Origin of the sequence: Methylosinus sporium, assembly GCF_003113265.1 — a bacterium.
GTDB classification, from domain to species: Bacteria; Pseudomonadota; Alphaproteobacteria; order Rhizobiales; family Beijerinckiaceae; genus Methylosinus; species Methylosinus sporium.
This window is the reverse complement of the sequence record NZ_PUIV01000002.1, coordinates 118655-144002: the sequence shown is the minus strand read 5'-3', so window position 1 is coordinate 144002 and position 25348 is coordinate 118655. Positions and strand designations below refer to the sequence as shown.

Annotated in this window: 24 protein-coding genes and 1 other RNA gene; 12 read left to right on the top strand and 13 right to left on the bottom strand. The window is 66.2% G+C overall.

The genetic code is table 11. The features are described 5' to 3' along the window. Nucleotide 1 precedes the first annotated feature (1 nt). Entirely contained in the window at nucleotides 2–574 is a 573-nt protein-coding gene (locus C5689_RS02810; RefSeq protein WP_108915751.1) for an NUDIX hydrolase, read from the top strand. 47 nt (nucleotides 575–621) lie between these two features. Here C5689_RS02810 and grxD read toward each other — a convergent pair whose 3' ends face one another. The 3 genes from grxD to purL all read right to left on the bottom strand — a co-directional run bounded on the left by grxD (nucleotide 622) and on the right by purL (nucleotide 3486). Next, the gene (gene grxD / locus C5689_RS02805) at nucleotides 622–966 is read right to left on the bottom strand and encodes a Grx4 family monothiol glutaredoxin (RefSeq protein ID WP_108915750.1); all 345 of its coding nucleotides are present in this window, start codon (nucleotides 964–966) and stop codon (nucleotides 622–624) included. A gap of 69 nt (nucleotides 967–1035) precedes the next feature. Further along, on the bottom strand, nucleotides 1036–1266 hold the full coding sequence (locus C5689_RS02800; RefSeq protein WP_024878416.1) for a BolA/IbaG family iron-sulfur metabolism protein: 231 nt from the start codon (nucleotides 1264–1266) through the stop codon (nucleotides 1036–1038). 24 nt (nucleotides 1267–1290) lie between these two features. Further along, nucleotides 1291–3486 (bottom strand): phosphoribosylformylglycinamidine synthase subunit PurL, encoded by a 2196-nt coding sequence (gene purL, locus C5689_RS02795; RefSeq protein ID WP_108915749.1) that lies wholly within the window; start codon nucleotides 3484–3486, stop codon nucleotides 1291–1293. Nucleotides 3487–3864: 378 nt separating this feature from the next. Between purL and C5689_RS02790 the strand changes: the two genes are divergently transcribed. The 4 genes from C5689_RS02790 (at nucleotide 3865) to lysA (ending at nucleotide 8717) form a co-directional block, all read left to right on the top strand. After that, on the top strand, nucleotides 3865–5580 hold the full coding sequence (locus C5689_RS02790) for an OmpW family outer membrane protein (protein ID WP_108915748.1): 1716 nt from the start codon (nucleotides 3865–3867) through the stop codon (nucleotides 5578–5580). A gap of 183 nt (nucleotides 5581–5763) precedes the next feature. Further along, nucleotides 5764–6870 (top strand): DGQHR domain-containing protein, encoded by a 1107-nt coding sequence (locus C5689_RS02785; protein ID WP_108915831.1) that lies wholly within the window; start codon nucleotides 5764–5766, stop codon nucleotides 6868–6870. Between the two features lie 291 nt (nucleotides 6871–7161). Beyond that, a complete protein-coding gene (gene lptM, locus C5689_RS02780; protein ID WP_108915747.1) occupies nucleotides 7162–7431 on the top strand; it encodes an LPS translocon maturation chaperone LptM in 270 nt (89 codons plus the stop codon). An 11-nt stretch (nucleotides 7432–7442) separates the two neighbouring features. Further along, nucleotides 7443–8717 carry a diaminopimelate decarboxylase gene (gene lysA, locus C5689_RS02775; protein WP_108915746.1) on the top strand — a complete coding sequence of 425 codons (1275 nt, stop codon included), beginning with the start codon at nucleotides 7443–7445 and terminating at the stop codon, nucleotides 8715–8717. 17 nt (nucleotides 8718–8734) lie between these two features. Here lysA and C5689_RS02770 read toward each other — a convergent pair whose 3' ends face one another. From C5689_RS02770 to C5689_RS02760, 3 genes are all read right to left on the bottom strand, one after another. Continuing rightward, a complete protein-coding gene (locus C5689_RS02770; RefSeq protein ID WP_108915745.1) occupies nucleotides 8735–8998 on the bottom strand; it encodes a CCDC90 family protein in 264 nt (87 codons plus the stop codon). A gap of 185 nt (nucleotides 8999–9183) precedes the next feature. After that, nucleotides 9184–10848, bottom strand: a complete 1665-nt coding sequence (locus tag C5689_RS02765; RefSeq protein WP_108915744.1) for an acyl-CoA dehydrogenase family protein — start codon at nucleotides 10846–10848, stop codon at nucleotides 9184–9186. A 117-nt stretch (nucleotides 10849–10965) separates the two neighbouring features. Beyond that, nucleotides 10966–11526, bottom strand: a complete 561-nt coding sequence (locus tag C5689_RS02760; protein WP_108915743.1) for a TetR/AcrR family transcriptional regulator — start codon at nucleotides 11524–11526, stop codon at nucleotides 10966–10968. Nucleotides 11527–11634: 108 nt separating this feature from the next. On the opposite strand from C5689_RS02760, the gene C5689_RS02755 reads away from it, so the two are divergent. Continuing rightward, complete coding sequence (locus tag C5689_RS02755; protein ID WP_108915742.1) at nucleotides 11635–13044, top strand: cytochrome P450; 1410 nt, start codon at nucleotides 11635–11637, stop codon at nucleotides 13042–13044. Between the two features lie 27 nt (nucleotides 13045–13071). Here the strand turns inward: C5689_RS02755 and hpnE are convergent, their stop codons facing one another. Genes hpnE through C5689_RS02735 form a run of 4 tightly spaced genes read right to left on the bottom strand, consistent with a single transcriptional unit; the run spans nucleotide 13072 to nucleotide 17219 of the window. Beyond that, entirely contained in the window at nucleotides 13072–14316 is a 1245-nt protein-coding gene (gene hpnE / locus C5689_RS02750; protein WP_108915741.1) for a hydroxysqualene dehydroxylase HpnE, read from the bottom strand. Continuing rightward, the gene (gene hpnD, locus C5689_RS02745; RefSeq protein WP_108915740.1) at nucleotides 14313–15176 is read right to left on the bottom strand and encodes a presqualene diphosphate synthase HpnD; all 864 of its coding nucleotides are present in this window, start codon (nucleotides 15174–15176) and stop codon (nucleotides 14313–14315) included. The genes hpnE and hpnD overlap by 4 nt, the downstream gene beginning before the upstream one ends. After that, nucleotides 15173–16048, bottom strand: a complete 876-nt coding sequence (gene hpnC, locus C5689_RS02740) for a squalene synthase HpnC (RefSeq protein WP_108915739.1) — start codon at nucleotides 16046–16048, stop codon at nucleotides 15173–15175. Before hpnC ends, hpnD begins: the two co-directional genes overlap by 4 nt. A 19-nt stretch (nucleotides 16049–16067) precedes the next feature. Next, nucleotides 16068–17219, bottom strand: coding sequence for a glycosyltransferase (locus C5689_RS02735; protein WP_108915738.1), 1152 nt, complete (start codon nucleotides 17217–17219; stop codon nucleotides 16068–16070). A gap of 254 nt (nucleotides 17220–17473) precedes the next feature. Between C5689_RS02735 and C5689_RS02730 the strand changes: the two genes are divergently transcribed. From C5689_RS02730 to recR, 6 genes are all read left to right on the top strand, one after another. After that, nucleotides 17474–19447, top strand: a complete 1974-nt coding sequence (locus C5689_RS02730; RefSeq protein WP_108915737.1) for a potassium transporter Kup — start codon at nucleotides 17474–17476, stop codon at nucleotides 19445–19447. Nucleotides 19448–19602: 155 nt separating this feature from the next. Continuing rightward, nucleotides 19603–20034: a phasin family protein gene (locus C5689_RS02725; RefSeq protein ID WP_108915736.1), complete on the top strand. Its 432-nt coding sequence runs from the start codon at nucleotides 19603–19605 to the stop codon at nucleotides 20032–20034. Nucleotides 20035–20080: 46 nt separating this feature from the next. Then, nucleotides 20081–20178: signal recognition particle sRNA small type (gene ffs / locus C5689_RS02720), an RNA gene on the top strand. Between the two features lie 56 nt (nucleotides 20179–20234). Continuing rightward, on the top strand, nucleotides 20235–22052 hold the full coding sequence (locus tag C5689_RS02715; protein ID WP_108915735.1) for a DNA polymerase III subunit gamma/tau: 1818 nt from the start codon (nucleotides 20235–20237) through the stop codon (nucleotides 22050–22052). A 25-nt stretch (nucleotides 22053–22077) separates the two neighbouring features. After that, the gene (locus C5689_RS02710; RefSeq protein WP_108915734.1) at nucleotides 22078–22401 is read left to right on the top strand and encodes a YbaB/EbfC family nucleoid-associated protein; all 324 of its coding nucleotides are present in this window, start codon (nucleotides 22078–22080) and stop codon (nucleotides 22399–22401) included. A gap of 19 nt (nucleotides 22402–22420) precedes the next feature. Continuing rightward, nucleotides 22421–23026: a recombination mediator RecR gene (gene recR, locus C5689_RS02705; protein WP_108915733.1), complete on the top strand. Its 606-nt coding sequence runs from the start codon at nucleotides 22421–22423 to the stop codon at nucleotides 23024–23026. Between the two features lie 245 nt (nucleotides 23027–23271). On the opposite strand, the gene tolR is transcribed toward recR, so the two are convergent. From tolR to C5689_RS02690, 3 genes are all read right to left on the bottom strand, one after another. Next, nucleotides 23272–23721, bottom strand: coding sequence for a protein TolR (tolR, locus tag C5689_RS02700; RefSeq protein ID WP_108915732.1), 450 nt, complete (start codon nucleotides 23719–23721; stop codon nucleotides 23272–23274). Beyond that, nucleotides 23702–24445 carry a MotA/TolQ/ExbB proton channel family protein gene (locus C5689_RS02695; protein ID WP_108915731.1) on the bottom strand — a complete coding sequence of 248 codons (744 nt, stop codon included), beginning with the start codon at nucleotides 24443–24445 and terminating at the stop codon, nucleotides 23702–23704. The genes tolR and C5689_RS02695 overlap by 20 nt, the downstream gene beginning before the upstream one ends. Before the next feature lie 127 nt (nucleotides 24446–24572). Then, nucleotides 24573–25301: an energy transducer TonB gene (locus tag C5689_RS02690; RefSeq protein WP_108915730.1), complete on the bottom strand. Its 729-nt coding sequence runs from the start codon at nucleotides 25299–25301 to the stop codon at nucleotides 24573–24575. Nucleotides 25302–25348 lie beyond the last annotated feature (47 nt).

Genomic DNA, 25348 nt, shown 5'->3' with positions numbered 1-25348 from the left:
GTTGAGTGACGAAATATTGCGGCCCTGGGAGGTGCGATCGTCCCGCACTCTCCTTCGCGACCGCTGGATCAATCTACGCGCCGATCATTGCGTGACGCGGCGCGGCGCGCAGCTCGATCCCTATTATGTGCTGGAATATGAAGATTGGGTCCATGTCGTCGCTCTGGACGAGGAGGACCGTCTGCTGCTGGTGCGGCAATATCGTCATGGCGCGGGCGTGACGTCGCTGGAGCTGCCTGGCGGCAAGCTGGACGCGCATGAGAGCGACCCGGTCGCCGCCGGCGCGCGCGAGCTGCTGGAAGAAACCGGACACGCCGCGCCATCATTGCGACATTTGGCGCGTCTTTCGCCCAATCCGGCGACCCACTCCAATTGGATTCATGTCCTCTATGGCGAGGGCGCGAAAGAGGTTGCGCCTCTGAAGCTCGACAGCGGCGAGGATATTCGCGTCGAGCGCATCCCGTGGCGGGAGGCGCTGGCGTTGACGCTCGGCGGCGGCATAATCAACAGCCAGCATGTCGGGCTGCTGATCGTCGCTTTGGCGCAGACGAAAGGCGTCAAGATCGGCGGTTAGGGTTCTCCCTTCTCCCACTCGTGGGAGAAGGGAGAAACACCGAGACGTCAGGCCTTGGCCGTCTGCGCGTGCGGAATGCCTTCCTTGTCGAAGAGCGCGGTCAGCTCGCCCGACTGGAACATCTCGCGGGTGATGTCGCAGCCGCCGATGAACTCGCCCTTCACATAGAGCTGGGGAATGGTCGGCCATTGCGAATAGGCCTTGATGCCGTCGCGAATGAAGGGATCGGCCAGCACATTGACGCTCTTGAAGGGAACGCCGACATGGCCGAGAATCTGGCAGACCTGCATGGAGAAGCCGCATTGCGGCGCGGCGGGCGTGCCCTTCATGAACAGCACGACGTCGGCGCTGTCGATTTCGGCCTTGATCTGGGCAGTGGTGGAGTCGGACATGGGATTACCTCGTCTAGCGGAATTCAAGGTTCCGTTGCAGGCGTCCCGGCGTCGCCGGGCGGAGACGTTTTATAGAGCGATCGTGGTCAGCGCCAGAGCGTGCAGCTCGCCGCCGAGGCGCTCGCCGAAAGCCTTGTTGACCATCTGATGCTGCTGCACGCGGCTCTTGCCGCGAAAGGTTTCCGACTTCACCGAGGCGGCCCAATGATCGCCGTCGTCGGCGAGCGCGGTGATCTCGATCACGGCGTCCGGAATGGCCGCCTTGATGAGACGCTCGATTTCACTTCTTTCCATCGCCATTGCGCTTCGACCTCCTAAAAGCCTCTAAGCGAAGACGCTGTCGTCCCCGGCCATATAGGCCGGCAACGGCGCCTGCTGCGCATGTTGCACGTCGCAAAGCAATATCGGCGCCTCACCAGGGAGATTCAACTCGTTTCCGCCGGTGGCGCCGAGAGCGAGAACCGCGACGCCCACGGCCTTCGCATCGGCCTCGATCGCCGCCGCTTCCGCCGGCTCGGCCACGACCAGATAGCGCGCCTGATCCTCGCCGAAGAGGACCGCATGGGCAGGCCCGCTCGGCAGGCTGTCTATGGTCGCGCCGACGCCGCCGGCGATGGCCATTTCGGCGAGCGCCACGGCGAGGCCGCCGTCCGAGAGATCATGGACGGCGAGCGCCCGCCGCTCGAGCACGAGCGCGCGCACGAAATCGCCATTGCGCTTCTCGGCCTCGAGATCGACCGGCGGCGGCGCGCCGTCGCGGCGGCCGGAAAGATCGCGCAGATAGAGCGACTGGCCGAGCCAGCCTTTCGTCTCGCCGATGAGCAGAATGGTCTTGCCGCCCCCGGGCAGAGCGATGGTGGAGGCGAGCGCGACGTCCGATATCACGCCGACGCCGCCGATCGCCGGAGTCGGCAGAATGCCCGTCCCCTGCGTCTCATTGTAGAGCGAGACATTGCCGGAGACGATCGGGAAGTCGAGCGCACGCGCCGCCTCGCCGATGCCTTGCAGGCAGCCGACGAACTGGCCCATGATCTCGGGCTTTTCGGGATTGCCGAAATTGAGATTGTCGGTGAGCGCCAGAGGCTGGCCGCCGCGCGCGGAAATATTGCGCCAGGCTTCGACCACCGCTTGGCGGCCGCCTTCGACCGGATCGGCCGCGCAATAGCGCGCCGTGACGTCGGTGGTCAGCACCAGGCCCTTGCGCTCGTCGCGAATGCGCACCACGGCGGCGTCGCCGCCCGGCGCGCGCACCGTATTGCCGAGAATGAGATGGTCGTATTGCTCCCATACCCAGCGCTTGGAGCAGAGGTCCGGCGTCGCCAGCAGGGCCAACAGCGCCTCCCGGTTCGAGCGAGCGGGGGCGATGGCGTCGGCGTCCAGAATCGGCGCCTTGGGCGTCGGGACATGGGGACGGTCATAGACCGGCGCCTCGTCGCCGAGCTCCTTGATCGGCAGATCGGCCTCGACGACGCCCTTGTGCTCGACCAGGAAGCGCAGATCATCGGTGGTCTTGCCGATGATCGCGAAATCGAGGCCCCATTTCACGAAAATGGCCTCGGCCTCTTTCTCCTTCTCGGGCTTCAGCACCATGAGCATACGCTCCTGGCTCTCCGAGAGCATCATCTCATAGGCGGTCATGCCCTCTTCGCGGCAGGGCACGGCGTCGAGATCGAGCCTTATGCCGAGATTGCCCTTGGCGCCCATCTCCACCGCCGAGGAGGTGAGGCCGGCCGCGCCCATGTCCTGGATCGCGATGACGGCACCCGAGGCCATCAGCTCGAGACAGGCCTCGAGCAGCAGCTTCTCCGAGAAAGGATCGCCGACCTGCACGGTCGGGCGCTTCTCTTCGGCGTCGGCCTCGAAGGAGGCGGAGGCCATGCTGGCGCCGTGAATGCCGTCGCGGCCGGTCTTGGAGCCGAGATAGACGATCGGATTGCCGACGCCCGCCGCCGCCGAATAGAAAATGGAATCGGCGCGGGCGAGGCCGACCGCCATGGCGTTGACGAGAATATTGCCGTCATAGGATTCGTCGAATTCGGTCGAGCCGCCCACTGTCGGCACGCCGAAGGAATTGCCATAGCCGCCGACGCCTGCGACCACGCCGGCGACGAGCCGCCGCGTCTTGGGGTGAGCCGGCCGGCCGAAACGCAGGAGATTCAAACAGGCGATCGGCCGCGCGCCCATTGTGAAGACATCGCGCAATATGCCGCCCACGCCCGTCGCGGCGCCTTGATAGGGTTCGATGAAGGACGGGTGGTTGTGGCTCTCCATCTTGAACACGCAGGCGTCGCCGCCGCCTATGTCGATGACGCCGGCGTTCTCGCCCGGCCCTTTGATGACCCAGGGCGCCTTGGTCGGCAGCTTGCGCAGATGAATGCGCGAAGACTTGTAGGAACAATGCTCGTTCCACATGGCCGAGAATATTCCGAGCTCGGTGAGGCTCGGCGCGCGGCCGATCAGCGCGACAATGCGCTCATATTCCTCTGTCTTCAGCCCATGCGCCAAGGCCGCTTCGAGCATCGTCTCTCCCCCGCCGGCGCCGCTTCGAGAGCGGGTTTCGGCTCTGTCGCCTGGAAGTCAAATCGTCGCAGCCTCGGCCGAGCTCCGCGCGGGCCGTTTGCCGACGAATCTGCCGCGATTCCCCCGATTCTGCCCGGAAAGGCCGAAGAATCCGGCGGTTCGCCACTCGATTAATAGGATCGCCGCGCGATGGCAACAGCGACGCCCCATTGCTCCCCTGTTGCCAAAGAGTCACAGCGGGAAAGAAAGAATTGTGAGACGGCGCAATCTTTGATCTAGATCAAGTCCTCCCGCAGAAAATCGGCGCAATTTGGTCACGACTCGGACAAGGACGTGTTTCGCGCCGGTCCTAGAGAGAGCAATAGACGGGGGAGCCTGATGAGAAGAGTTTTGCGCGGCGCGCTCGCCGCATCCGTTTTGACCGCAGCGAGCGCTACGGCTCAGGCGGCCGATCTTCCCTCGATGAAGAGCGCGCCGCTGCCGCCGCCGCCTCCGGCCTTCAGCTGGACTGGCCTCTACGGCGGCATCAACATCGGCTATGGCTTCGGCGATTCCAGCCGGGAGACCGGCGGTCTCGGCTATATTTCGCCCGGCTCTCTGGCTCCCGCCGTGCCGCTGGGCTCGGCCTGGGGCGCCTCGCAGGATCTGCACGGCGTCATCGGCGGCGGACAGGTCGGCTATAATTATCAGGTCAACCCCTGGCTGGTCCTCGGCCTCGAGGCCGATATTCAGGCCACAGACGTGGAGAGCAAGGCGAAATCCGGGATCGGCGTCTTCGACGCCACGGGCGCGCATCTGCAGACCGCCGATTCGACCAAAGCCGTCGATTGGTTCGGCACCGTGCGCGGCCGCGTCGGCTTCGTGCTTCCGTCCATTCCCAATCTGATGATCTATGGCACGGGCGGCTTCGCCTATGGCCAGGTGATCCACAATGTCGGCTTCGCCGATAATTTCGCCGCCGCCGCCGCTGCGGGCTTCGCCGGAGGCGCCGTCGGCCATGGCTATTCCGACGACACGCGCACCGGCTGGACGGCGGGCGGCGGCGTCGAGTGGTCTCCGATCCCGAACTGGTCGGTCAAGGCCGAATATCTCTATGTCGATCTCGGCTCGACCAACGCCAATTCCGTCTCTCTGAACGGCGGCACGGCGGCAATCCTCGGCACGACGACGCCCGTCTTCGCCGCGACGCAGAATTCGCCGACCCGCTTCCACAATGTCCGCGTCGGCCTCAACTGGCACTTCGACCCCTTCGCGCCCGGCCTCGTCTCGCGTTCCGACGGACTGTCGTCGCTCAAGGAGCCGCCGCCGCCGGCCTTCGTCGACAGCTATCAGCCCTTCCAGGTTCGCCTCAAGATCGGCAGCGTCATTCCGTTGGATGGCCATGGCACTGTCTATGATCAAGGCATCGCCCATCCGGCACTCGGCTCCATCGGCCGCCTCTCGGGCCTCACCGGCGCGAATGGCGTGATCTCCGGCGCCAGCACCAACACCTCGACGTCGGTCATTCCCATGCTCGACGTCGCCTATTACCTGACGAAGAACTGGGCGATCGAGGCGATCTGCTGCGTCGCGCCGCATCACATTCAGGGCACGGGCACGATCGCCAGCGACTTCGCGCGCTCCTGGGTGTTCCCGCCGTCCCTGATGGCGCAGTATCACTTCACCAATTTCGGCCAGTTCCAGCCCTATCTCGGCGTCGGCGTGAACTTCACGACTTTCTGGGGCACGCGCGTCAACAACGACGTCTGGGGCATCCCCTTCGCGCCGGGCTCGGCGCTGGCCGGTCTCGGCCTGCCCGGAGCGCTCGCCACCTTCCAATGGGCGACGGTCGCGCCGTCCTGGGGTCCGGTCGGCCAAGTCGGCTTCGACTATATGTTCAACGAGCATTGGGGCGTGAACGTCGACTTCAAATATATCGGCATTCATCCGATGGTTCACGCGACGGCCGTCGCTTTCGTGCCGGGGGCGCCGGCGCTCGGACCGATCTTCGTTCCGGTCAAAGTGTCGCTGCCGATCAATCCGATCGTCGTCTCGGCGGGCGTCACCTATCGCTTCGGCGGCGGCCTTCTGCAGCCGGTGCTCGCCAAATATTGAGCGGCGTCAAAGCGCAGAGAAAACAAGCCGGCTCCGAAAGGAGCCGGTTTTTTTTTCGAGTATATCTGCAATTCGCCTTGTTCTTTGCCGCCTCCTCGCTAGGATTTGGCCGGGACCTGTTCGATTCGGTTCGATGCGACACATTCGCCGGCCCTTCCGGCGCGCTTTCCCGAGGATCAGAACATGGAAAATCCGATCGACGCGCCGCCATCCGACCGGGCCGAGCCGAGCGAGGTCGAGCCGGCGCTCGAAGCCGCGCTTCCGAGCCAGCGCGACGATGAGACGGATTTTCAACGGCCGCCGGGCGATGCGCGCCTCGCCAAAGCCCCCGCCTTGCTCGTCACCCAGGGCAAGCACCGCTTCTATACGCTGGTTTTGCCGAGCGATCTGCTCGCCGCCACCTGCACTGTGGAGGCGCGGCTCGACAATCCCATAGACGGCTTTCAGCGCCTGCTCGACAAGAAGCGCGCGAGAGAGATCGCCGATTATATCGACAGCGGATTCGGCAGCGTGCCGAGCGCGATCATTCTCTCCGCGCAGCCGCGCGCCCAGCTCCATTTCGACCGCCAGAGCGGCGAGCTGACCTTCCGCAAGGATCCGCGTTCGTTTCTCATCATCGACGGGCAGCATCGCGTCTACGGCTTCAATCTCGCGGCCAAGAGCGTGAAAGTGCCGGTCGTCGTCTACAACAGGCTGACCCGCGCGCAGGAATGTCAGCTGTTCGTGGACATCAACACCAAGCAGCGCCCGGTGCCGCCGGAGCTGCTGCTCGACATTCGCCGCCTCTCCGAATCGGAGACCGAGGCCGAAGCGCTGCTGCACAATGTCTTCGATCTCTTCTCCAATGACGAGAAGAGCGTGCTCGCCGGGCTGCTCAGCCCCTCGGAGCGGCGCAAGGGCAAAATCTCGCGCGTGACCTTCAACGCCGCGCTGAAATCCATCGACAAGGCTTTCGTCGACGCCTCGCCGCAGGACGTCTATCAGGTGCTCAACGCCTATTTGCGCGCCTGCCTCAATGGCCTGCGCTATCACGGGGCGGAGGCGAACATCGTCAATCCGGCGCTGTTCAAGGCGCTGATCCTGCTGTTCGCCAATGTCGCCGAGCGCGTCTCCGACCGCTATGGCGGGCGCTACACGACGCAGAATTTCGAGGATATTCTCGGCCCCTTCTTCCGCAAGCTGAAGAAGAACGAGCTGCCCAAGCCCGCGACCGGCCATCTGGCGCTCTATGAGAATTATCGGAAAACGCTGAGCTCCGGCTTTTCGCTCAAGCAATGGCTGTTCGCCTGAGCCTCCGCCCGACCGATCGCACCTCGATCAAACCCTCATCCTGAGGATGCTGCGCAGCCGCCGTCTCGAAGGACGGGGAAACCGTCGGCGCCGTCTTCTGGAGCTCGCCCCTTCAGCTTTGAATAGTGAGCGCGCGCGGTCTCGTCATCTGCGCGCTTTCGTCTATAGTGCCGCGCACTTTCACCCTCCCCTGGAGGGGGAGGGTCGGACCGCGAAGCGGTCCGGGGTTGGGGCGTCCCCGAGACTTAGGGGTGTCACCCCCTCCCGTTCGGGCTCCGATGGATGAGACTTATGGCTGATCTGCTCCGGCCGCGTTCGGCGGCGACGCTTCTGATCCTCGCGCTCGCGCTCTCCGGATGCGGGCGGCGCGGCCCGCTCGATTATCCGCCCGAGGTCGCGGCGCGGCCCAAGGCCGTGGTGGCGCAGAAGACGACGCTCACCCCCGTCGGCGGCGCGACGCCGGTCGCCGAGGATGTGAAGGCGGTGGAATATATCCCCGGCACGCCGGGTTTCCGTCCGCCCGAGCAATATCCCTTCATCCTCGATCCTCTGCTGGACTAGATAAGAACGACATGCATCACTTCGACTATCGCGCCGGCGCGCTGCACGCCGACGAGGTTCCGTTGGCGAAAATCGCCGAGCAGGTCGGAACGCCCTTCTACTGCTATTCGGCGACGACGATCCGCCGGCATTTCCAGGTCTTCTCGGCGGCCTTCGCCGGGCTCGACGCGCTGGTCTGCTATGCGCTGAAGGCCAATTCCAATCAGGCGGTGCTGACGCTGCTGGCCGGCCTCGGCGCCGGAATGGACGTCGTCTCCGGCGGCGAGCTGAAGCGCGCCCGCGCCGCCGGCGTTCCCGCGAGCAAGATCACTTTTTCCGGCGTCGGCAAGACGCAGGCGGAAATCGCGCTGGCGATCGACGAGGGCATTTTTTGCTTCAATGTGGAATCCGAGCCCGAGCTCGCCGAGATTTCCCGCATCGCCTCCGCCAAGGGCGCGCGCGCGCATATTTCATTGCGCGTCAATCCGGACGTCGACGCCAAGACCCACGCCAAGATTTCGACCGGCCTCGCCGAGAATAAATTCGGCGTGCCGCTGTCGCGCGCGCGCGAAATCTACGCCCATGCGGCGAAGCTGCCGGGCATAGAGGTCACGGGCGTCGATATGCATATCGGCTCGCAGATCACCGATCTTTCGCCCTTCGACGAGGCTTTCTCGCTGCTCGCCGAGCTGGTCGCGGCGCTGCGCGCCGATGGGCACGAAATCTCCCATGTCGATCTCGGCGGCGGCCTCGGCATTCCCTATCACGAGGGCGAGGACCCGGCCTCCTATCACCCGGATCGCTACGCCGAGATCGTGCGCCGCCATATGGCGGGGCTCGGGTGCAAATTGCTGTTCGAGCCGGGGCGGCTCATCGTCGGCAATTCGGGAATATTGGTCACGCGCGTGCTCTATGTGAAGCAGGGCGAGGCCAAGTCTTTCGTCATCGTCGACGCCGGCATGAATGATCTCGTGCGCCCGACGCTCTATGACGCCTGGCATGAGCTGATCCCGGTCGCGCAGGCGTCGCCGTCGCATCCGCGCATTATCGCCGATGTCGTCGGGCCGGTCTGCGAGACGGGCGATTACATCGCGCTCGGGCGTTCGATCCCGGAGCCGGCGCAGGGCGATCTTCTGGCGATTCTGACGGCCGGCGCCTATGGCGCTGTGCAGGCGGGCACCTACAACAGTCGCCCGCTCGCGCCGGAGGTCCTCGTCGAGGGCGAGAAATGGGCCGTAGTGCGCGAGCGCCCGAGCGTGGAGCAGCTCATCGCGCTGGATTCGGTGCCGGAGTGGCTGCGGAAGTAGGGGTCTCTGGCGGCGGGTCAGCTCAAGAACTTGAGCGCCGCGAGGAGGAAGCCGCCGAGCGCCATTTGCGTGACGACGAGCCAGCGGAGAATGTCCACCTTGAGATTGGCGGAGGAGCTCTCGATCTTGGCCTCGACCTCGCGAATGTCCGATTTTGTCGCGAGAAGGCCAGCATCGATCTCGCGAAACGCCTCGACGACGCCGATGGCCTGCTCTTCCGAGAAGCCTCTCTTGCGTAAAACCTGCACGATGGCGAGGGTGTCGATCGTCAGAGCGGCCATAGTCGAGAAGATAGCATGTCGGCGGCTCCGTTCAACTTTCCCGCGACGACATTCGTCCGGATATGTCGAAGGGCGATGCCCCGAGTGTCTGCCGGCGACCCCACCCCGGATCGCTTCGCGGTCCGACCCTCCCCCTGAAGGCTCCTAAAGAGGGAGGGTGAACACCTCAATTCTACTTTACTTCCTCAGCCTTCCAGCAGACGCCGCGCGATGACCTGCGCCTGAATCTCCGCCGCGCCCTCGAAGATGTTGAGGATGCGCGCGTCGCAGAGGACGCGGGAGACCGGATATTCCAAGGCGAAGCCATTGCCGCCGTGAATCTGCAGCGCATTGTCCGCAGCCGCCCAGGCGACGCGCGCGCCGAGCAGCTTGGCCATGCCGGCCTCGAGATCGCAGCGCTTGCCCTCGTCCTTTTCCCGCGCAGCAAAGTAGGTGATCTGGCGGGCGACGTGAATTTCGACCGCCATTGTGACGATCTTGTCGAAGACGCGCGGGAAGGCGAACAGCGGCTTGCCGAATTGCACGCGCTCCTTGGCGTAGCGCAGGCCGAGATCGAGCGCCGCCTGGGCGACGCCGAGCGCGCGCGCCGCCGTCTGAATGCGGGCCGATTCGAAGGTCTCCATCAGCTGCTTGAAGCCCTTGCCCTCCTCGCCGCCGAGAAGATTTTCGGCCGGCACCTCGAAATTGTCGAAGCCGATCTCGAACTCCTTCATGCCGCGATAGCCGAGCACCTCGATCTCGCCACCGGTCATGCCCTTGGCCGGAAAGGGCGTCTCATCCGTGCCGCGCGGCTTTTCGGCGAGCAGCATGGAGAGGCCCTTATAGCCCTTCTCATTCGGATTGGTGCGCACCAGCAGCGTCATCACATCGGCGCGCACCGGATGGGTGATCCAAGTCTTATTGCCGACGACCTTGTAGACATCGCCCTCGCGCGTCGCGCGGGTGCGGAGGTTCGCGAGGTCGGAGCCATTGTTCGGCTCGGTGAAGACGGCGGTGGGCAGGATTTCGCCGCTGGCGATCTTGGGCAGATATTTCTGCTTCTGCTCCTCCGTGCCGCCGACGAGGATCAATTCGCCGGCGATCTCCGAGCGCGTGCCGAGCGAGCCGACGCCGATGTAAGCGCGCGACAGTTCCTCCGAGACGACGCACATGGCGATCTTGCCCATGCCGGAGCCGCCATATTCCTCGGGAATGGTGAGGCCGAAGACGCCCAGTTCGGAAAGGCCGGAAATGACCTCGAGCGGGATGTAATCATTCTTCAAATGCCATTCATGGGCGTGCGGCGTCACATTGTCGGACGCGAATTTGCGCATCTCGCTGCGGATGGCTTCGAGCGTCTCGTCGAGGCCGGTGGCGCCGATGGTCTCGGCGGCCTCGTGATGGTCGATCAGCTCGGCGAGGCGGGCGCGGCTGGCGGTGGTGAGGCCGGAGGCGACGAGGCCGTCCACTTGCGGAATGCGGGCGGCGGCGATGTCGGCCGGCGAAAGGCCGAAATCGGAGAGGCGGACGAACTCGCCCTGGCTCATCGGAATGCCGCCGAAGACCTGCGCCAGATATTCGGCGAAGCCGATGCGGGTGAGGAGATTCTCCACCTCGCCATAGGCGCCCTCGGCGGAGAGGCGGTCGGCGTAGGCGAGCAGCTCGCGCAGGCCCTGCACATAGGTGGCGAACCAGGAGAGGCCGTGGGCGGCGTGCTGCTCCACCTCGATCAGCTCATTGGAGAGCTTGCCGTCCTTGGTGACGCGGGCGCGGACGGCGTCAAGCGCGCGGCCGTAAAGCGCCTCCACGGAGGCGAAAGCCGCCTTGGCGTCGGGCAGCCAGTTCGTGGAGGTGGTCTCGGTCGCGCTCATTCTCTCTCGCTCTTTTCAAGGGCGGGCCCGGCGGGCCGCGGGTGACAGGATTTTTTCTAAATGCCGCCAATCGCGGGAGGACGCAACCGTTCCGGGAAGGAGACGGCTCCCGGGCGGTCATTCCGCGTCCGGCTCGTCTATGCCGAACAGCCGGTTTCCGGTCCGGCAAATGGCTGCGATGCGCGGATCATGCGGGTCGTCGATCAACCATTGCAGGCCGACCACGGTCGCATATTGAATTGCGGCGAAAGCGTGCGGATCGTCTATGTCCGGCCGCATCTGCGTCAGCACGCAGGCGAGGCCATGGATGCGGGATTGATCGATCTCGTGGAGCATCGCCCGCACGATCGGCTCGCTCGCCGCGAGCCGCCGCACCTCGCGCTCGAAGCGAAAGTCGATCTCGAACGGCCCCTCGCGCAGCAGCTTTCGCCATGCCTTGGGCGAAGTGTCCTGCGCATAGCGGGCGCTGGCGACATCGATCGCCTGAACGCGCCAGCGCTCCATCAGCGCGCGCAGGAAGGCGTCACGATCGGCGAAATGATGGTAGAAGCTGCCCTTGGTGCGCCGCGCCGCCGCGGTCAGCCGCTCGACGGTGAGCGCCGCCGGCCCCTCCTCGGCCAGCAGGCCGGCGCCGAGCCCCAGCCAATCCTCCTTTTTGAATCGCGCGCTGCTGCTCATTCGTCCTGGCCCGGTGCTCGCGCCACGTTACATGCCAATCTGCCGGTTGCCAAAAGCATACTGTTTGGTATGGTATGCGGGATCGACGCTTTCGATGGAGAGCCAGCGATGTTTCACGATCCCGATTTTTCCCCTTTCACGCCGCGGGAAAAGCCTTCGTTTCTCGCCGTATCGCGCAATTACCTCGAGAATTACGCGCCCGAGGCGTATCGGACCGACTTTTTCTCCGCCGATGGGCTTTGGCCGTTCTTCCCGCGAATGCATTATGTCGTCAGCCCCGAGCTGATCGAGGAGCTTCTGGTCACGCGCGCCGAGGCGTTTCGCCGCGACGACATAGCGAGCAAGGCGCTGCGCGGGCCGGTCGAGGGCGACACGCTGTTCTTCTCGGAAGGCGCCGAATGGAAATGGCAGCGGCGCGCCATCTCGCCGGCCTTTCGTTACGAGAATATTCTGGCGCTCGTGCCCTTTTTTGTCGGCTGCGCGCGGGCGCAGGCCGCCGAATGGCGCCGGCTCGGCGACGGCGCCGAGGTGGAGATCACCGAGGCCATGTCGCGCACGACCTTCGCCGTCATCGAGAAGGCCGTCTTCGGCGCGTCCGAGAATTTCGACAGCGAGGGCTTCATCGCGGCGCTGCGGCCGGTTCTCGGCAGTTTCGGTTGGCGAATGCTGGCGGTGATGTTCCGCCTGCCGCCGGATTGGGCGCCCTATCCGGGCCTGCTTTCGGCGCGCGCCGGCTCGCGCTTCCTGCATGAGGAGACGGTGAAGCTGCTCGCCGAGCGCCGCGCCCGGCCCGAGGCGACGCGCGACATAATGGGCCTGCTGCTCTCCGCCAAAGACCCGGAGAGCGGGCGCGTGATGACCGACTCCGAGCTCGTCGCCAATCTGCACGGCTTTCTGCTCGCCGGCCATGAGACCTCCGCCGTCGCGCTGGCCTGGACCTTCTGGCTGCTGGCCAAGGATCAGGCGACGCAGGAGCGCGCCCGCGAGGAGGCGGAGCGCGTCGCCGGCGACGGCGAGATCACGCCGGAGACGGTCGAAAATCTCACCTTCACGCGGCAGGTCCTGCAGGAATCGATGCGGCTCTTCCCGCCTTTCGCGGCGCTCGGCCGCCAGCCGCGTGAGGATACGACGCTCGGCCCCTATCGCGTCGCCGCGAAGGAGCCGGTCTATGTGCTCACTTGGTGCCTGCATCGGCACGAGAAACTGTGGGACGAGCCGACCGGCTTCGATCCCGACCGTTTCGCGCCGGAGAAGGTGAAGGCGCGCCATCGCTACGCCTATCTGCCCTTCGGCGCGGGGCCGCGCATTTGCGTCGGCATGGGCTTCGCGCTCACCGAAATGGCGACCATCGTCGCCACTCTGCTGCGCGAGTTTCGTTTCGACACCGTTCCCGGCCATCGGCTGGAGCTGGCGCCGACTTTCGCCACGCGGCCGAAAGGCCGGCTGCCGCTGCGCCTCACGCGCCTTTCGAAAAATGCGCCGGCCAGCGACGCAGAGCGTCTCGCCGCTTACCGATGACAGCTCCCTGCCGGGGAGCCGGGATTTTTACGACCGCGCCGCCAGTTCCGCCGCGCGATAGCCCGATCTGATCGCGCCTTCGATCGTCGCCGGAAGCCCGGTCGCGGTCCAATCGCCGGAAAGGAAGAGATTGCGCCAGCGCGTCACCGCGCCGGGGCGGCGCTCCTGCTGCGCCGGCGTCGCGGCGAAAGTGGCGCGCTTTTCCTTCACGATCTGCCATTGCGGCAACTCCGCCGGCAGGCCGGCAGCGGCGGCGACCTCGGCCCATATGCGCTCGGCCAGGCTCTCGCGCGAATCGTCCATCAGCCGATCGGCGCCGCTGATCGTCACCGAAAGGCGATCCTCGAAAGCGAACAGCCATTCGGTGAGCGAGCCGATCATGCCGAGCAGCGCCGGCTGGCCAGGGGGCGGCGCGATCTTGAAATGCGCATTGACGATGCCGCGGAAATCATCCGGCGCGACGAGGCCCGGAACGAGCTCCTGCGCCGCCCAGGGCGGGACGGCGAGAACGATGCGATCATTCTCGCCGAGCGCGATTTTCTCGTCGCCGAAATCGAGCGCTGTGGCGCGCTCGCCCGAAAATTCGATTCCCTTCAGCCGCGCGGCGAAGCGCGGCGCGGCTCCGCGCGCGGCGAGAGTGGTCAGCGCCGGCTCGATGAAAGCCGTTCCGAGCCCGCGCCGCGCGACCAACGGACGGCAGGCGCCGCCGCCTGCGGCCAGCGTCTCGCGCAGCACGGCGGCGGCGAGAGCGGCGGAGGAGCAGCGCGGCTCCGTGTTGAGCGCGGAGAGCAGAACCGGCCCCCACAGCCGCTCATAGAGCACGCCCGAGCATTTCATCGCCTCGCCGATGGTCGCGCCCTTTTTGGCGAGGAGAATGCCGATCGCGCCGAGATAATCACCCGGCGCCGTGCCGGGCGCGCGCCGATCCGCCACGAAAATCCACCAGGGCAGGCGCGAGGCGTTCGGCCTCATGCGCCAGCGCGTTCCGTCGCGCGTGTCCAAAAAGTCGAAGGCGCATTCCTTCGGCCCGACCAGCTCATCCACCGAGCCAATGCGGCGGGCGTAATCCAGCGCCGTGGCGTTGCCGGAGAGCAGCAGATGATTGCCATTGTCGATAGTGAGATCGAGGCTGGAATCATGATAGGAGCGGCAGCGCCCGCCCGCCATGCGCGCGGCCTCATAGAGCGCGACGCTGCGGCCTTCATCGGTCAGGCGAATGGCGCAGGAAAGTCCGGCGAGACCGGCGCCGATGATATGGGCGGTTCCGCTCACGTCAGCGCGAATCTGAGCAGGGCCAGCAGGACTTTCGTCCGCGAGGCGGAGACCGGCGCGCGCGGCGGCGCGAAGCCGCGCGCCACCAGACGGTCGAGAACCGAGCGATAGGCCGTCGCCATCAGATAGGGCGCCTTCACCGCGCTCTGCGGCGAGACGCGCATCAGCAGCTCCGACTCCGCATAATGCTTGCGCGCACGCTCGGCCACCGCCGCGCAGACTTGCGGCAGGCCGGGATGCGCCAGCACAGCGCCGCGCGAGAAATCCGCGACGCCGGCGGCCTCCAGCGCCTCGCGCGGGAGATAGAGCCGCCCGCGCGCCTCGTCCTCGTCGAGATCGCGCAGAATATTGGTGAGCTGCAGCGCGCGGCCCATGTGATAGGCGAGCATTCGCGCCTTGGTCGGCAACGCGCCGGCGGCGCAGTCCACCTCGTCGGCGAGACCGAAGACGCGCACGGAGAGCCGCCCCACGGCGCTCGCGACATGATCGCAATAGAGATCGAGCCGATCCCATTCCGGGGCGCGAATGTCCTCGACGACATCCATGGCCATGCCGTCTATGACCGCCTCGAAATCGGCGCGCTCGAGGCCGAAGCGGCGCACCGGCCGCGCCAGATCGGCGCAGCGCTGATGCGTGCGGCCGGCATAGAGCGCATCGAGATCGCGCCGCCAATCGTCGAGCTGGGAGAGGCGCAGGGCGCGGTCGCCCTCCTCATCCGCAATGTCGTCGACGGCGCGGCAGAAGCCGTAGATCGCATACATCGCATCGCGCCGCTCGGGCTCGAGAATGCGCATGGCGAGATAGAAGGAGCTTTTCGCGGCGACCCGCGGCGCCTCGGGGGCGATCGTCTCCATGCTCATGGCGCGACGCTCGCGGCGGCGACGCGCGGCGAGACGAGCCGGCGCAGCAGAGTGGTCCCGGCGCCGGCGAGCGCCGTGAGGAGATATTGGCGCTTGGAGGCGTGGACCTTCTCGCTCAGCGGATCGGCGACGCGTAGCCGTGCGGTGAGAGTCTCGGCGAGGCGCTGGATCGCGCCCACTTCCATGGCGAGGCGCGTGTCGGCGATGAGATCGGCGAAAGGCGCGCTCTCCTTCAGCAGCTCCTGCGTGCGTTCGGCCAGCGCGCGCAAGGTCGCGGCGAGCTGCGGCGAGGCGCGCTCGGCGGCGAGCATCTCGACGCCGGCTCCATTGGCGGCGAGAATGTCCTGCGGCAGATAGACCCGATCGAGATTGCGATAATCTTTCGCGCAATCTTGCAGATGATTGATGATCTGCAAGGCGGCGCAGAGCGCGTCGTTCGGCCCCCATGTCCGCGCGCGATCTTCGCCATGGACGTCCAGCACGAAGCGGCCGACCGGCATGGCCGAATAACGGCAGTAATCGATGAGATCGTCCCAGTCGCGATAGCGCAATTGCGTCACATCGCGGCGAAAGGCGATGAGCAGATCCTGCGCATGGCGGGGCTCGAGGCCGCGCTCGGCCAGCTCGGCGCGCAGCCGCGAGGCGACGGGAATATCCTCGCCGGAGCCCAGCAGCGCCGCCTCCATGCGGTCCAGCATGGCGATCTTCTGATCGCCGGGGAGCGTCGCATGGTCGGAGATATCGTCCGCGGCGCGCACGAAATCGTAAAAGGCGAGGACGGCCGCGCGATGGCGCGGCGCGAACAGAGAGGCGACGGGGAAATTCTCGTCCTTATGGCCTTTCCCCGAAGCGGTGGCGGCGATGTCGCTCATGTGATCTCGCTCAACCTCCTCAGGGGGCCTGATAGCGGCCCTTCCAGGCGCCGCCGCGCCCGCGTGTGTGCCGCCACGCGGACAATAGCGTGAACCACGTATAGCAGGCCGCGACCGCCGGCAAGGCGAAGGCGCCGAGCCGATTGCGTCCGTAAAATCGCAGAGACGGCATATAGGACTGCGCCATCAATAGATAGGCGACGAGCGCGACATAAGCCGCCGGCTCCGGCGCCGCGAAGGCGAGAATGGGCGGCGCGAGATAGACGAGGCCCATGCCGAGAACCGCCCCGGCCAGCCGCCAGGGCGAATAGCCCAATTGCGCATAGGCGGAGCGCGTCACCATCTGCTCTATATCGCGCCAATGCGGATAGGGCCGCAGGCTCCAGGCGTCGTCGGTGAGGCCGAGCCAGATCAGCCCCTGCTTCTTCATGAGCTTGCCGAGCGCGCAATCGTCGATCAGCGCGCCGCGGATCTGCTGGAGGCCGCCTGCCTCCTCCAGCGCCGCGGGGCGGACCAGCATCACCCCGCCCGCCGCCCCGGCGACCGGGCTTTTCGGGTCGTTCACGCGCGGGAAGGGGTAGAGCATCTGGAAGAAGAAGACGAAGGCCGGCACGAACCAGCGCTCGGCGAGGCTCTCGCAGCGCAGCTTGACCATCAGCGAGGAGAGCACGGTTCTGCGCGCCGCCGCCCCGGCGACGAGCCGCTCGACGAGGCCGGGGGCGAAGGCGATGTCGGCGTCACAAAACAGCACGAAATCGGGAGAGACCCCGCAGGAGAGCACATGAGCGAAGCCGCGGTCCATCGCCGCTAGCTTGCCGGTCCAGCCCTGTTCCGGGCGACCTTGGAGCACGGTGAGGCGATCCTCGGCGCCCTCCTCGCGGGCGCAGGCGCAGGCGACCTCGGCCGTGCCGTCGGAGCTCTCGTCATCGACGAGGACGATCTCGAGCCGGCCGGAAAACTCCTGCCGGAACAAAGATCGAAGGCCGATGGCGACGACATCCGCCTCGTCGCGCGCCGGAATGACGGCGACGACGCGCGCGCCCTGGGGAACCAGCGCCCCCGTGGGCGCGAAACGGCGGTCGTGCTCGGTGAGGCGCCAGAAGCCACCATTGCCGAGCAGGAGATAGAGCCAGATGACGAGGCCGGCGCCGGCGAGGGTAATCGCGATCATTTTTCGAGCGTTCGCGTCGCCGGGACCGCCGGGGACGATGTGACGAGAGCTCGGCCATAGCATCGCCGCGGCCGCGAGGCCAGCCCGGCCAACGGCGGCGCGTCGCAAGCGCCCGCGTCTACGGGATTTTCCTCAGAAATGGCCGGCGGCGGCTTCTCTTCTATCTGGAACAGGCGTATATCGCCGCGCCGGCGCAGCCGGGTCCGAGCCTGTCGAACAGCATGTCGAGGGGCCGGAGGAGCCCGCGCATTCCGATGTCTTTCGAGGAAATTTCCATGGATCCCAATGTGCCGCGCGACGCGGCGGGCTCTTCCTCTCGATGCGACACGGAGGGCGCGGCGGCGACGCAGCCGGCGCCCGTCGCCGAGGGCCACAGCTCGGCGAACGCCGCCGGCCTCATCATCGGCTCGATCGGCGTCGTCTATGGCGACATCGGCACCAGCCCGCTCTATGCGCTGCGCGAGTCGCTCGCCCACGCCAAATCCGGCGGGCTCGGCGAGGATGTCGTCATCGGCACGATCTCGCTGCTCATTTTCGCGCTGATCTTCACCGTCACCGCGAAATATGTGTTCTTCCTGATGCGCGCCGACAACCGCGGCGAGGGCGGCATTCTCTCGCTGATGGCGCTGGCGCAGAGCGCGCTGGGGCGGCGCGCGACCCCGGTCTTCCTGCTCGGCGTCGCCGGCGCGGCGCTGTTCTCGGGCGACGCCATCATCACGCCGGCCATCTCCGTGCTATCGGCGGTCGAGGGCCTCGAGATCGTCAATCCGAAATTCGGCGAATTCGTCTTCCCCATCACAGTGGCGATTCTCGTCTCGCTGTTCTGGGGGCAGAGCCATGGCACGGCGCGCGTCGCCGCCCTGTTCGGCCCGGTGATGGCGGTGTTCTTCATCGTGATGGCGGCGCTCGGCGCCTCCCATATCGGCGATGCCCCGCAGGTGCTGCGCGCCTTCGATCCGCGCCATGGCTTCATGTTTCTGCTGACCCATGGCTGGATCGGCTTCGCCGTGCTGGGCTCGGTCTTCCTCGTCGTCACCGGCGCCGAGGCGCTCTACGCCGACATGGGCCATTTCGGCCGCGCGCCGATCCAGATCGCCTGGATTTTCTTTGTGCTGCCGGCGCTGTTCCTCAATTATCTCGGCCAGGGCGCGCTGATCCTCGCCGATCCCAAGGCGATCGAGAATCCCTTCTTCCTGCTGGCGCCGGACTGGGCGCTGCTGCCGCTCGTCATTCTCTCGACCCTCGCCACGGTCATCGCCAGCCAGGCGGTGATCACCGGCGCCTTCTCCATCGTGCGCCAGGCGATACAGCTCGGCCTGCTGCCGCGTCTCGAGATCACCCACACCTCCGCGACGCAGGAGGGGCAGATCTATATCGGCCGCGTCAATCGGCTGCTGCTGATCGGCGTGCTGGTGCTGGTCACGACCTTCAAGAGCTCGAGCGCGCTCGCCTCCGCCTATGGCATCGCCGTCACCGGCACGATGGTGACGACGACGGCGCTCGCCTTCATCGTGGTATGGCGCAAATGGCATTGGCCGCTGTGGGCGGCCTCGCTGTTCATCCTGGCCTTTCTGACCGTCGATCTCGCCTTTCTGGCCGCCAATCTGATGAAGGTGGTCGAGGGCGGTTGGGTTCCGCTGTTGCTCGGCGGCGGCTCCATGGTGGTGATGTGGACCTGGGTGCGCGGCACATCGCTGCTCGCCGAGAAGACGCATCGCGATTCGATCCCCATCCGCGATCTCATCGCAATGCTGGGGAAATCCAAGCCGACGCGCGTGCCCGGCACGGCCGTCTTCCTGACCAGCGACCCCGAGGTCGCGCCCACGGCGCTGCTGCACAATCTCAAGCACAATAAAGTGCTGCACGAGCGCGTGCTGGTCATTTGCGTGAATACGGAGGACACGCCGCGCGTCGCGCCGGACAAGCGCTTCGAGATCGAGAAGCTCGCGCCCGACTTCACCCGCGCGACTTTGCACTTCGGCTTCATGGAAAGTCCGCGCGTGCCGGCGGCGCTGGCGGCGATGCGCAAGGCCGGCGTCAAATACGATATTATGACGACCTCCTTCTTCCTCGGCCGCCGCTCGATCAAGGAGAGCCCGGCCTCCGAAATGCCGGTCTGGCAGGACAAGCTCTACGTGGCCTTGACCCGGCAATCGGCCAACGCCACCGACTTCTTCTCCATACCGACCGACCGCGTGGTGGAGCTCGGCGCTCAGCTGACGATCTGAGCCCTCGCGGGGCGCCGCGAACGCGAGCGCGATTACGTGGATTCCACGATTTGCCCTCGCGGCGCGCATTGCCGAGAATCGCACAGCGAGCAGAGTCGCGCGCGTCGCGTCGGAGCGCATCGCCTCCCCGTGCGACGACCCGCCGGGAGGATCCGATGGCCAATCTGAATTTCGACGATTTTCGCGATCTCGGAAAATATCAGCTCGACGCCTTCAACACGGCGACCAGCTCGACGGCCAAGAGCCTGCGCGCCATAGCGGCGGAGGCGACCGATTATTCCAAGCAATCGCTCGACAACAGCCGCAATTATTTCGAGAAGCTGATGCGTGCGCAGAAGATCGACGACATCGTGCAATTGCAGTCGGAATTCTACCGCAACGCCTATGGCGATTTCTTCGCCCGCGCCTCGCGCGTCGGCGAGCTGTGCTCCAATCTCGCCAAGGAAGCCTTCGTCTCCGCCCAGAGCGCGAGCGAGCAGGCGACCAAGGCGGCGACGGAGGCGACCGGCAAGATCGTCGCCGACATCAGCGAGCAGACCGAGAAGCTCGCCGCCAAGGCGCGCGAGGCGGGCAACGGGGAGCATTAGCAAAGGCGCTCTTGCGCCGGCGCGCGAGTTTTGCCACATAGGGCGCGGGAGGTTGGCGGTGGACGCTCCACTCGCCAACCGGGTCAGGTCCGGAAGGAAGCAGCCCTAACGAGTTCCGGGCGGGTCTTCGTCCAGCCTCCCACTTTTCGCGCCGCCGCCCCGGCGCTAACCAAAGGGCGGACCCTCCTCCGGGCGACGAGATGGACGACGAGCATTCTGCGCCATCCGACGCCCTGTTTCCCGCCGAGCCGCAGGCCAAGCGCGAGGGGCAAGCCGCCTATCGCGTGCTGGCGCGCAAATATCGCCCCTCCGGCTTTTCCGATCTCATCGGCCAGGAGCCGATGGTGCGCACGCTCGAGAACGCCTTCGAGCTGAACCGCATCCATCAGGCCTATCTGCTGACCGGCGTGCGCGGCGTCGGCAAGACGACCACCGCGCGCATTCTCGCCCGCGCCTTCAATTACGAGCTTCCCGCGCAGGACGGCCGCGCGGCGGTGGATCGCCCGACGATCCATATGGACGCGCTCGGCGCGCATTGTCAGGCGATCATCGATTCGCGCCATCCCGACGTGCTGGAGATGGACGCCGCCTCGCACACCGGCATCGACGATATTCGCGAGATCATCGAGAACGCGCGCTATCGGCCGGTGATGGCGCGCGTCAAAGTCTACATCATCGACGAAGTGCACATGCTCTCCAAGGCCGCCTTCAACGGCCTGCTGAAGACGCTCGAAGAGCCGCCCGAGCATGTGAAATTCATCTTCGCGACGACGGAGATCGACAAGGTTCCCGTCACCGTGCGCTCGCGCTGCCAGCGCTTCGATCTGCGCCGCATAGACGCCGGCCTGCTCGCCGCGCATTTGCGCAAGATTTGCGATCTCGAGAGCGTGACGATCGAGGATGAGGCGCTGGCCATGGTCGCCCGCGCGGCGGAAGGCTCGGCGCGTGACGCGCTGTCGCTGCTCGATCAGGCCATCGCCCATGGCGCGGCGGGCGGCGGCGCGATCGCCGCGCAGGATTTGCGGCTGATGCTCGGCGTCGCCGACAAATCGCGCGTCATCGATCTCTTCGAGGCGGCGATGAAGGGCGAGATCGCCGCCGCCATCGCCCTGCTGCAGGAGCAATACGACGGCGGCGCCGATCCGGCGCAAGTTCTGCTGGAGCTGGCCGAATTCACCCATCTCGTGACGCGGCTGAAGCTCGCGCCGGACGCTGCGCAATCCAATGCGCTGACCGAGGAGGAGCGCCGCCGCGGCGGCGATGCGGCGGGGACGCTCTCCATCTCCGTGCTGACGCGGGCGTGGCAGATTTTGATGAAGGGCGTCGATGAGCTGCGCAGCTCGCCGCGTCCTCTCGCCAGCGCCGATATGGTGCTGGTGCGTCTGACCCATGCCGCCGAAATGCCCTCGCCGGAGGAGGCGCTGCGCAAGCTCGGCTTCGGCCAGGGCGGCGCGCCTCGGCCCGCGCCCGGCGCGGCCCCCGCGGCGGCGCCCGGCGAGCGGCCCCCGGTCGCGCTCGCGCCGGCGCCTTCGGCACTCGCGACCAGCGCAGCGCCGGCGCAGCGCCGCGCGGCGGAGCCTGCCCCGGCGGCGGAGGTGAAAATCGCCGATTTCCGCGCGCTCGTGGCCCTGGCGGGCGAGAAGCGCGACATACAATTGAAGATCGCGCTCGAGACGGAAGTTCGCCTCGTGCGCTTCGAGCAGGGGTGCATCGAGTTCGAGCTGGCGCCGGGCGGCTCGACGCGGCTTCCGCAGCTCTTGATGCAGAAGCTGCAGGACTGGACCGGGACGCGCTGGCTGGTGGCGCTCGCCGCCGGCGGCGCGCCGACGCTGCGCGAGGAAGCATTGGCCCGCGAGAGCGAGAAGCGCTCCGGGATCGAGGCCGATCCTCTGGTGGCGAGCATATTGGCGCAGTTTCCCGGCGCGGAGATCGTCGCCGTGCGCGGCAAGGAGACGGAGCAGGCCGCGACGGCCGGCGCCGAATTGGCTTATGACGACGAGGAGCCGGACGACGTCTGAAACGTCGCCGCGCGAGGAGAGAAATATGCTCGACTTCATGGGACTGATGAAGCAGGCGCAGGCCATGCAATCGAAGATGGCCGAGCTGCAAGGGCAGCTCGACCAGACTCTGGTGGAAGGCGAAGCCGGCGGCGGGCTCGTGAAAGTGACGATGACCGCCAAAGGCGCGCTGCAGCGCCTCGCCATCGATCCGAGCCTGCTGAATCCAGAAGAGAGCGACATTCTCGAGGATCTGATCGTCACCGCCCATGCGCAGGCGCGCGCCAAGGCGGAGGAGACGCTCGCCGAGAAGATGAAGGAAGTGACTGGCGGATTGCAGCTGCCGCCGGGGCTGAAGCTGCCGTTCTGATCGCTCCGAGCGAAACAAAGTGGCCGAACGCATCGCCGGACCCGAGATCGAGCGGCTCGTGCAATTGCTAGCGCGATTGCCCGGGCTCGGGCCGCGTTCGGCGCGGCGCGCCGTGCTGCATCTCATGCGCAAGCGCGAGGAATTGCTCGGCCCGCTCGGCGAGGCGATGCGCGTCGCGCATGAGCGCATCCTCACCTGCACGACCTGCGGCAATATCGACACCAGCGATCCCTGCGCCATCTGCCGCGACACGCGGCGCGACGCCGGCATTCTGGTCATTGTCGAGACGGTGGCCGATCTCTGGGCGCTGGAGCGCGCCGGACTGCTGGCGGCGCGCTATCATGTGCTCGGCGGCGTGCTGTCGCCCCTGGATGGCGTCGGCCCCAATGAGCTCAACATTGCGAGCCTGATGCAGCGCGTGAGCGAAGGCTCCGTGCGCGAGGCGATCATCGCCGTGAACGCCACGGTCGATGGGCAGACGACGGCGCATTATCTCGCCGATCTGCTGGCCCCGCTCGGCGTGAAGACCACGCGCCTCGCCCATGGCGTGCCGGTCGGCGGCGAGCTGGATTATCTCGACGAAGGCACGCTGGCGGCAGCGCTGGAGCGCCGCACGGCGTTTTGAGGTCCCAACGAAAAGCCGGGTCGCCGGCGCGCCTGGGGAGGGGTTGCGCCGACGACCCGTAGTCGGGCCAAGTCGAGGATGCGAAAAAAGTCGAGGATTTAGAAAAGTCGGGGCGGCTCGAAACAGGTCGATGTTGCAATCAACCTCACCCCCGCAACGTCATGGCCGGGCTTGTCCCGGCCATGACGGCCGTGTCTCGTGATGTGTGAAGCCGATCGCCGCGAGCAGAACGAACGGAAGTCGGATCACGGCGCGGGGGCGGATTTCGCTCCGCCCGTCGGCGCCTCGGAGACCAGCGCCACCTTGGAGTAGCCGGCGGAATTGATCGCCCCCATGGCCTCCACGACGCGCCCGTAAGGCACGGTCTTGTCGGCGCGCACATGGATACGGCGATCCTTGCTGTTGTCGCTACCCTCGCTGAGCGCGGCGAGCAATCCGTCCGCCGGAACCTCGCGCTTGTCGACGAAGAAGCCTCCGCCCGCATCGACGCTGACGACGATCGGCGGCTTCTGATCGTTGAGCTGCTTGGCTTGCACCTTCGGCAGATCGACCGGAATGCCGGAGGTCATCAGCGGCGCGGCGACCATGAAGACGATGAGCAGGACGAGCATCACATCGACGAGCGGCGTGACGTTGATGTCGGCGATCGGCTGAGAATCGAATTCCGAATCGTGCTTACGCAACGCGAAGGCCATGACGCTCCCCTTTGCGCGACAGATGACGGGACAGCTCGACCTCGAAGACGCCGATGAAGGCGGTCACGCGCTTGCCGTAAGCGCCGATGTCGCCGCTGATGCGGTTGTAGAAGACCACCGCCGGGATAGCGGCGACGAGGCCGAGCGCGGTGGCGAACAGCGCCTCGGCGATGCCGGGCGCGACCACGGCGAGGCTGGTGTTGTTGGAAGCGGCGATGCCTTGGAAGGAGTTCATAATTCCCCAAACCGTGCCGAACAGGCCGACGAAAGGCCCGACGGCGCCGATGGTGGCGAGCGCCGGCAGACGTTGCTGGAGCTGATCGAGCGCGGCGGCGCTGGCCAGCACGGAGACGCGATGCACGCGCTCCTGCAGCGCGTCGCGCTGGCCCTCGGAGGCGACGAGATCGGCGGAGCGCTGATATTCCTCCACCGCGGCTCTATAGACCTGGGCGAGCGGATCGCTCGCCGGCGCGGCGGCGAAAGCCGGCGCCACTTCCGTCACCGGAAGATCGTTCTGAACGCTCGCGATGAGCGCGCTGGCGCGGCGATGCAGCAGCGACAAGCGAATGAGCTTTTCGGCGATCACGGCCCAGCCCCAGGCCGAAGCGAGCAGCAGCAGCACGATGACGGTCTTGACGATCGAATCCGCCTGCAAAAAAAGCTCGATCGGCGAGAGGGCGTGGGCGACGGCGGCGGAGGCCGCGCCGATTGCTGGATCACTCATTTTGGTTTCGTCCTTGGTCGAGCGGAGAGACGGTATGCAGCGGGAAACTCGCCGCGGTTCTGGTTAGAGTCTTTTGTTTTGATGCGTTTCCAACGCCGAACCGGCGCCCGCTTCGGCTGGAAACGCTCTAGAAGACGACGCCGCCGCTGACGGCGAAGACGCGTCCGATCGCCGGCAATGATCCGCACCGCGAGCCGACCCGCGTCGCAATGGCGTCGAGCGTGGGATTGCCGGAGGAGGAGACGATGTTGAAGCCGGTCATCGCGCCATTGGCGCCGAAGATGGCGCGATAGGCGACGCGCCCGTGCTTGGGAATGGGGGAGTCGGGCGCGGCGTTGCGCGCCGAGCGCTGCATACAGGAGAGGAATTGATTGGCGGCGATGGATTGCTGCGCATTGGCGTTGGTGGCGACGCCCTGAGAGGGCGCGGCCTCCTGGCGCGGCGCAGCGGTCGGGCGCGGCGTCGGCGGCTTTTTCTCCACCACTTTGGGAACGGGCTTGGGGGCCGGCGGCTTGGGCGGCTCGATCGGCGCGACGGGCTCGATCGCCTCCGGCGGCGGCGGCGTATCGTCGAGCTCCTCGGGCGGAGGAATCTCTTCGGGCGGCGGCTGATCGACCGCCGGACTGGGAACGACCACCAGCTCCAAGGGCTCCTCGACGGTCGGCTCGTTCTGCGGCGCGGAGAAGGTCAACGCCGCGCCGAGCAGCAACGCGTAAGCGAGAATGGCGGCGATTCGCACCGGATAATTCTGACGGTCGCCATTGGGGATCAAGAGAGATTGGGCGGCGCGGATATTAGGCGTCGCCGCGATGGGCTCTCGTCCGAGAATAAGCGATTGTGCTGCCGCAGCTGTCATGGAAAGCTCCCGCATTCGAAACCTTATTCGGCATTAAAGATTATAAT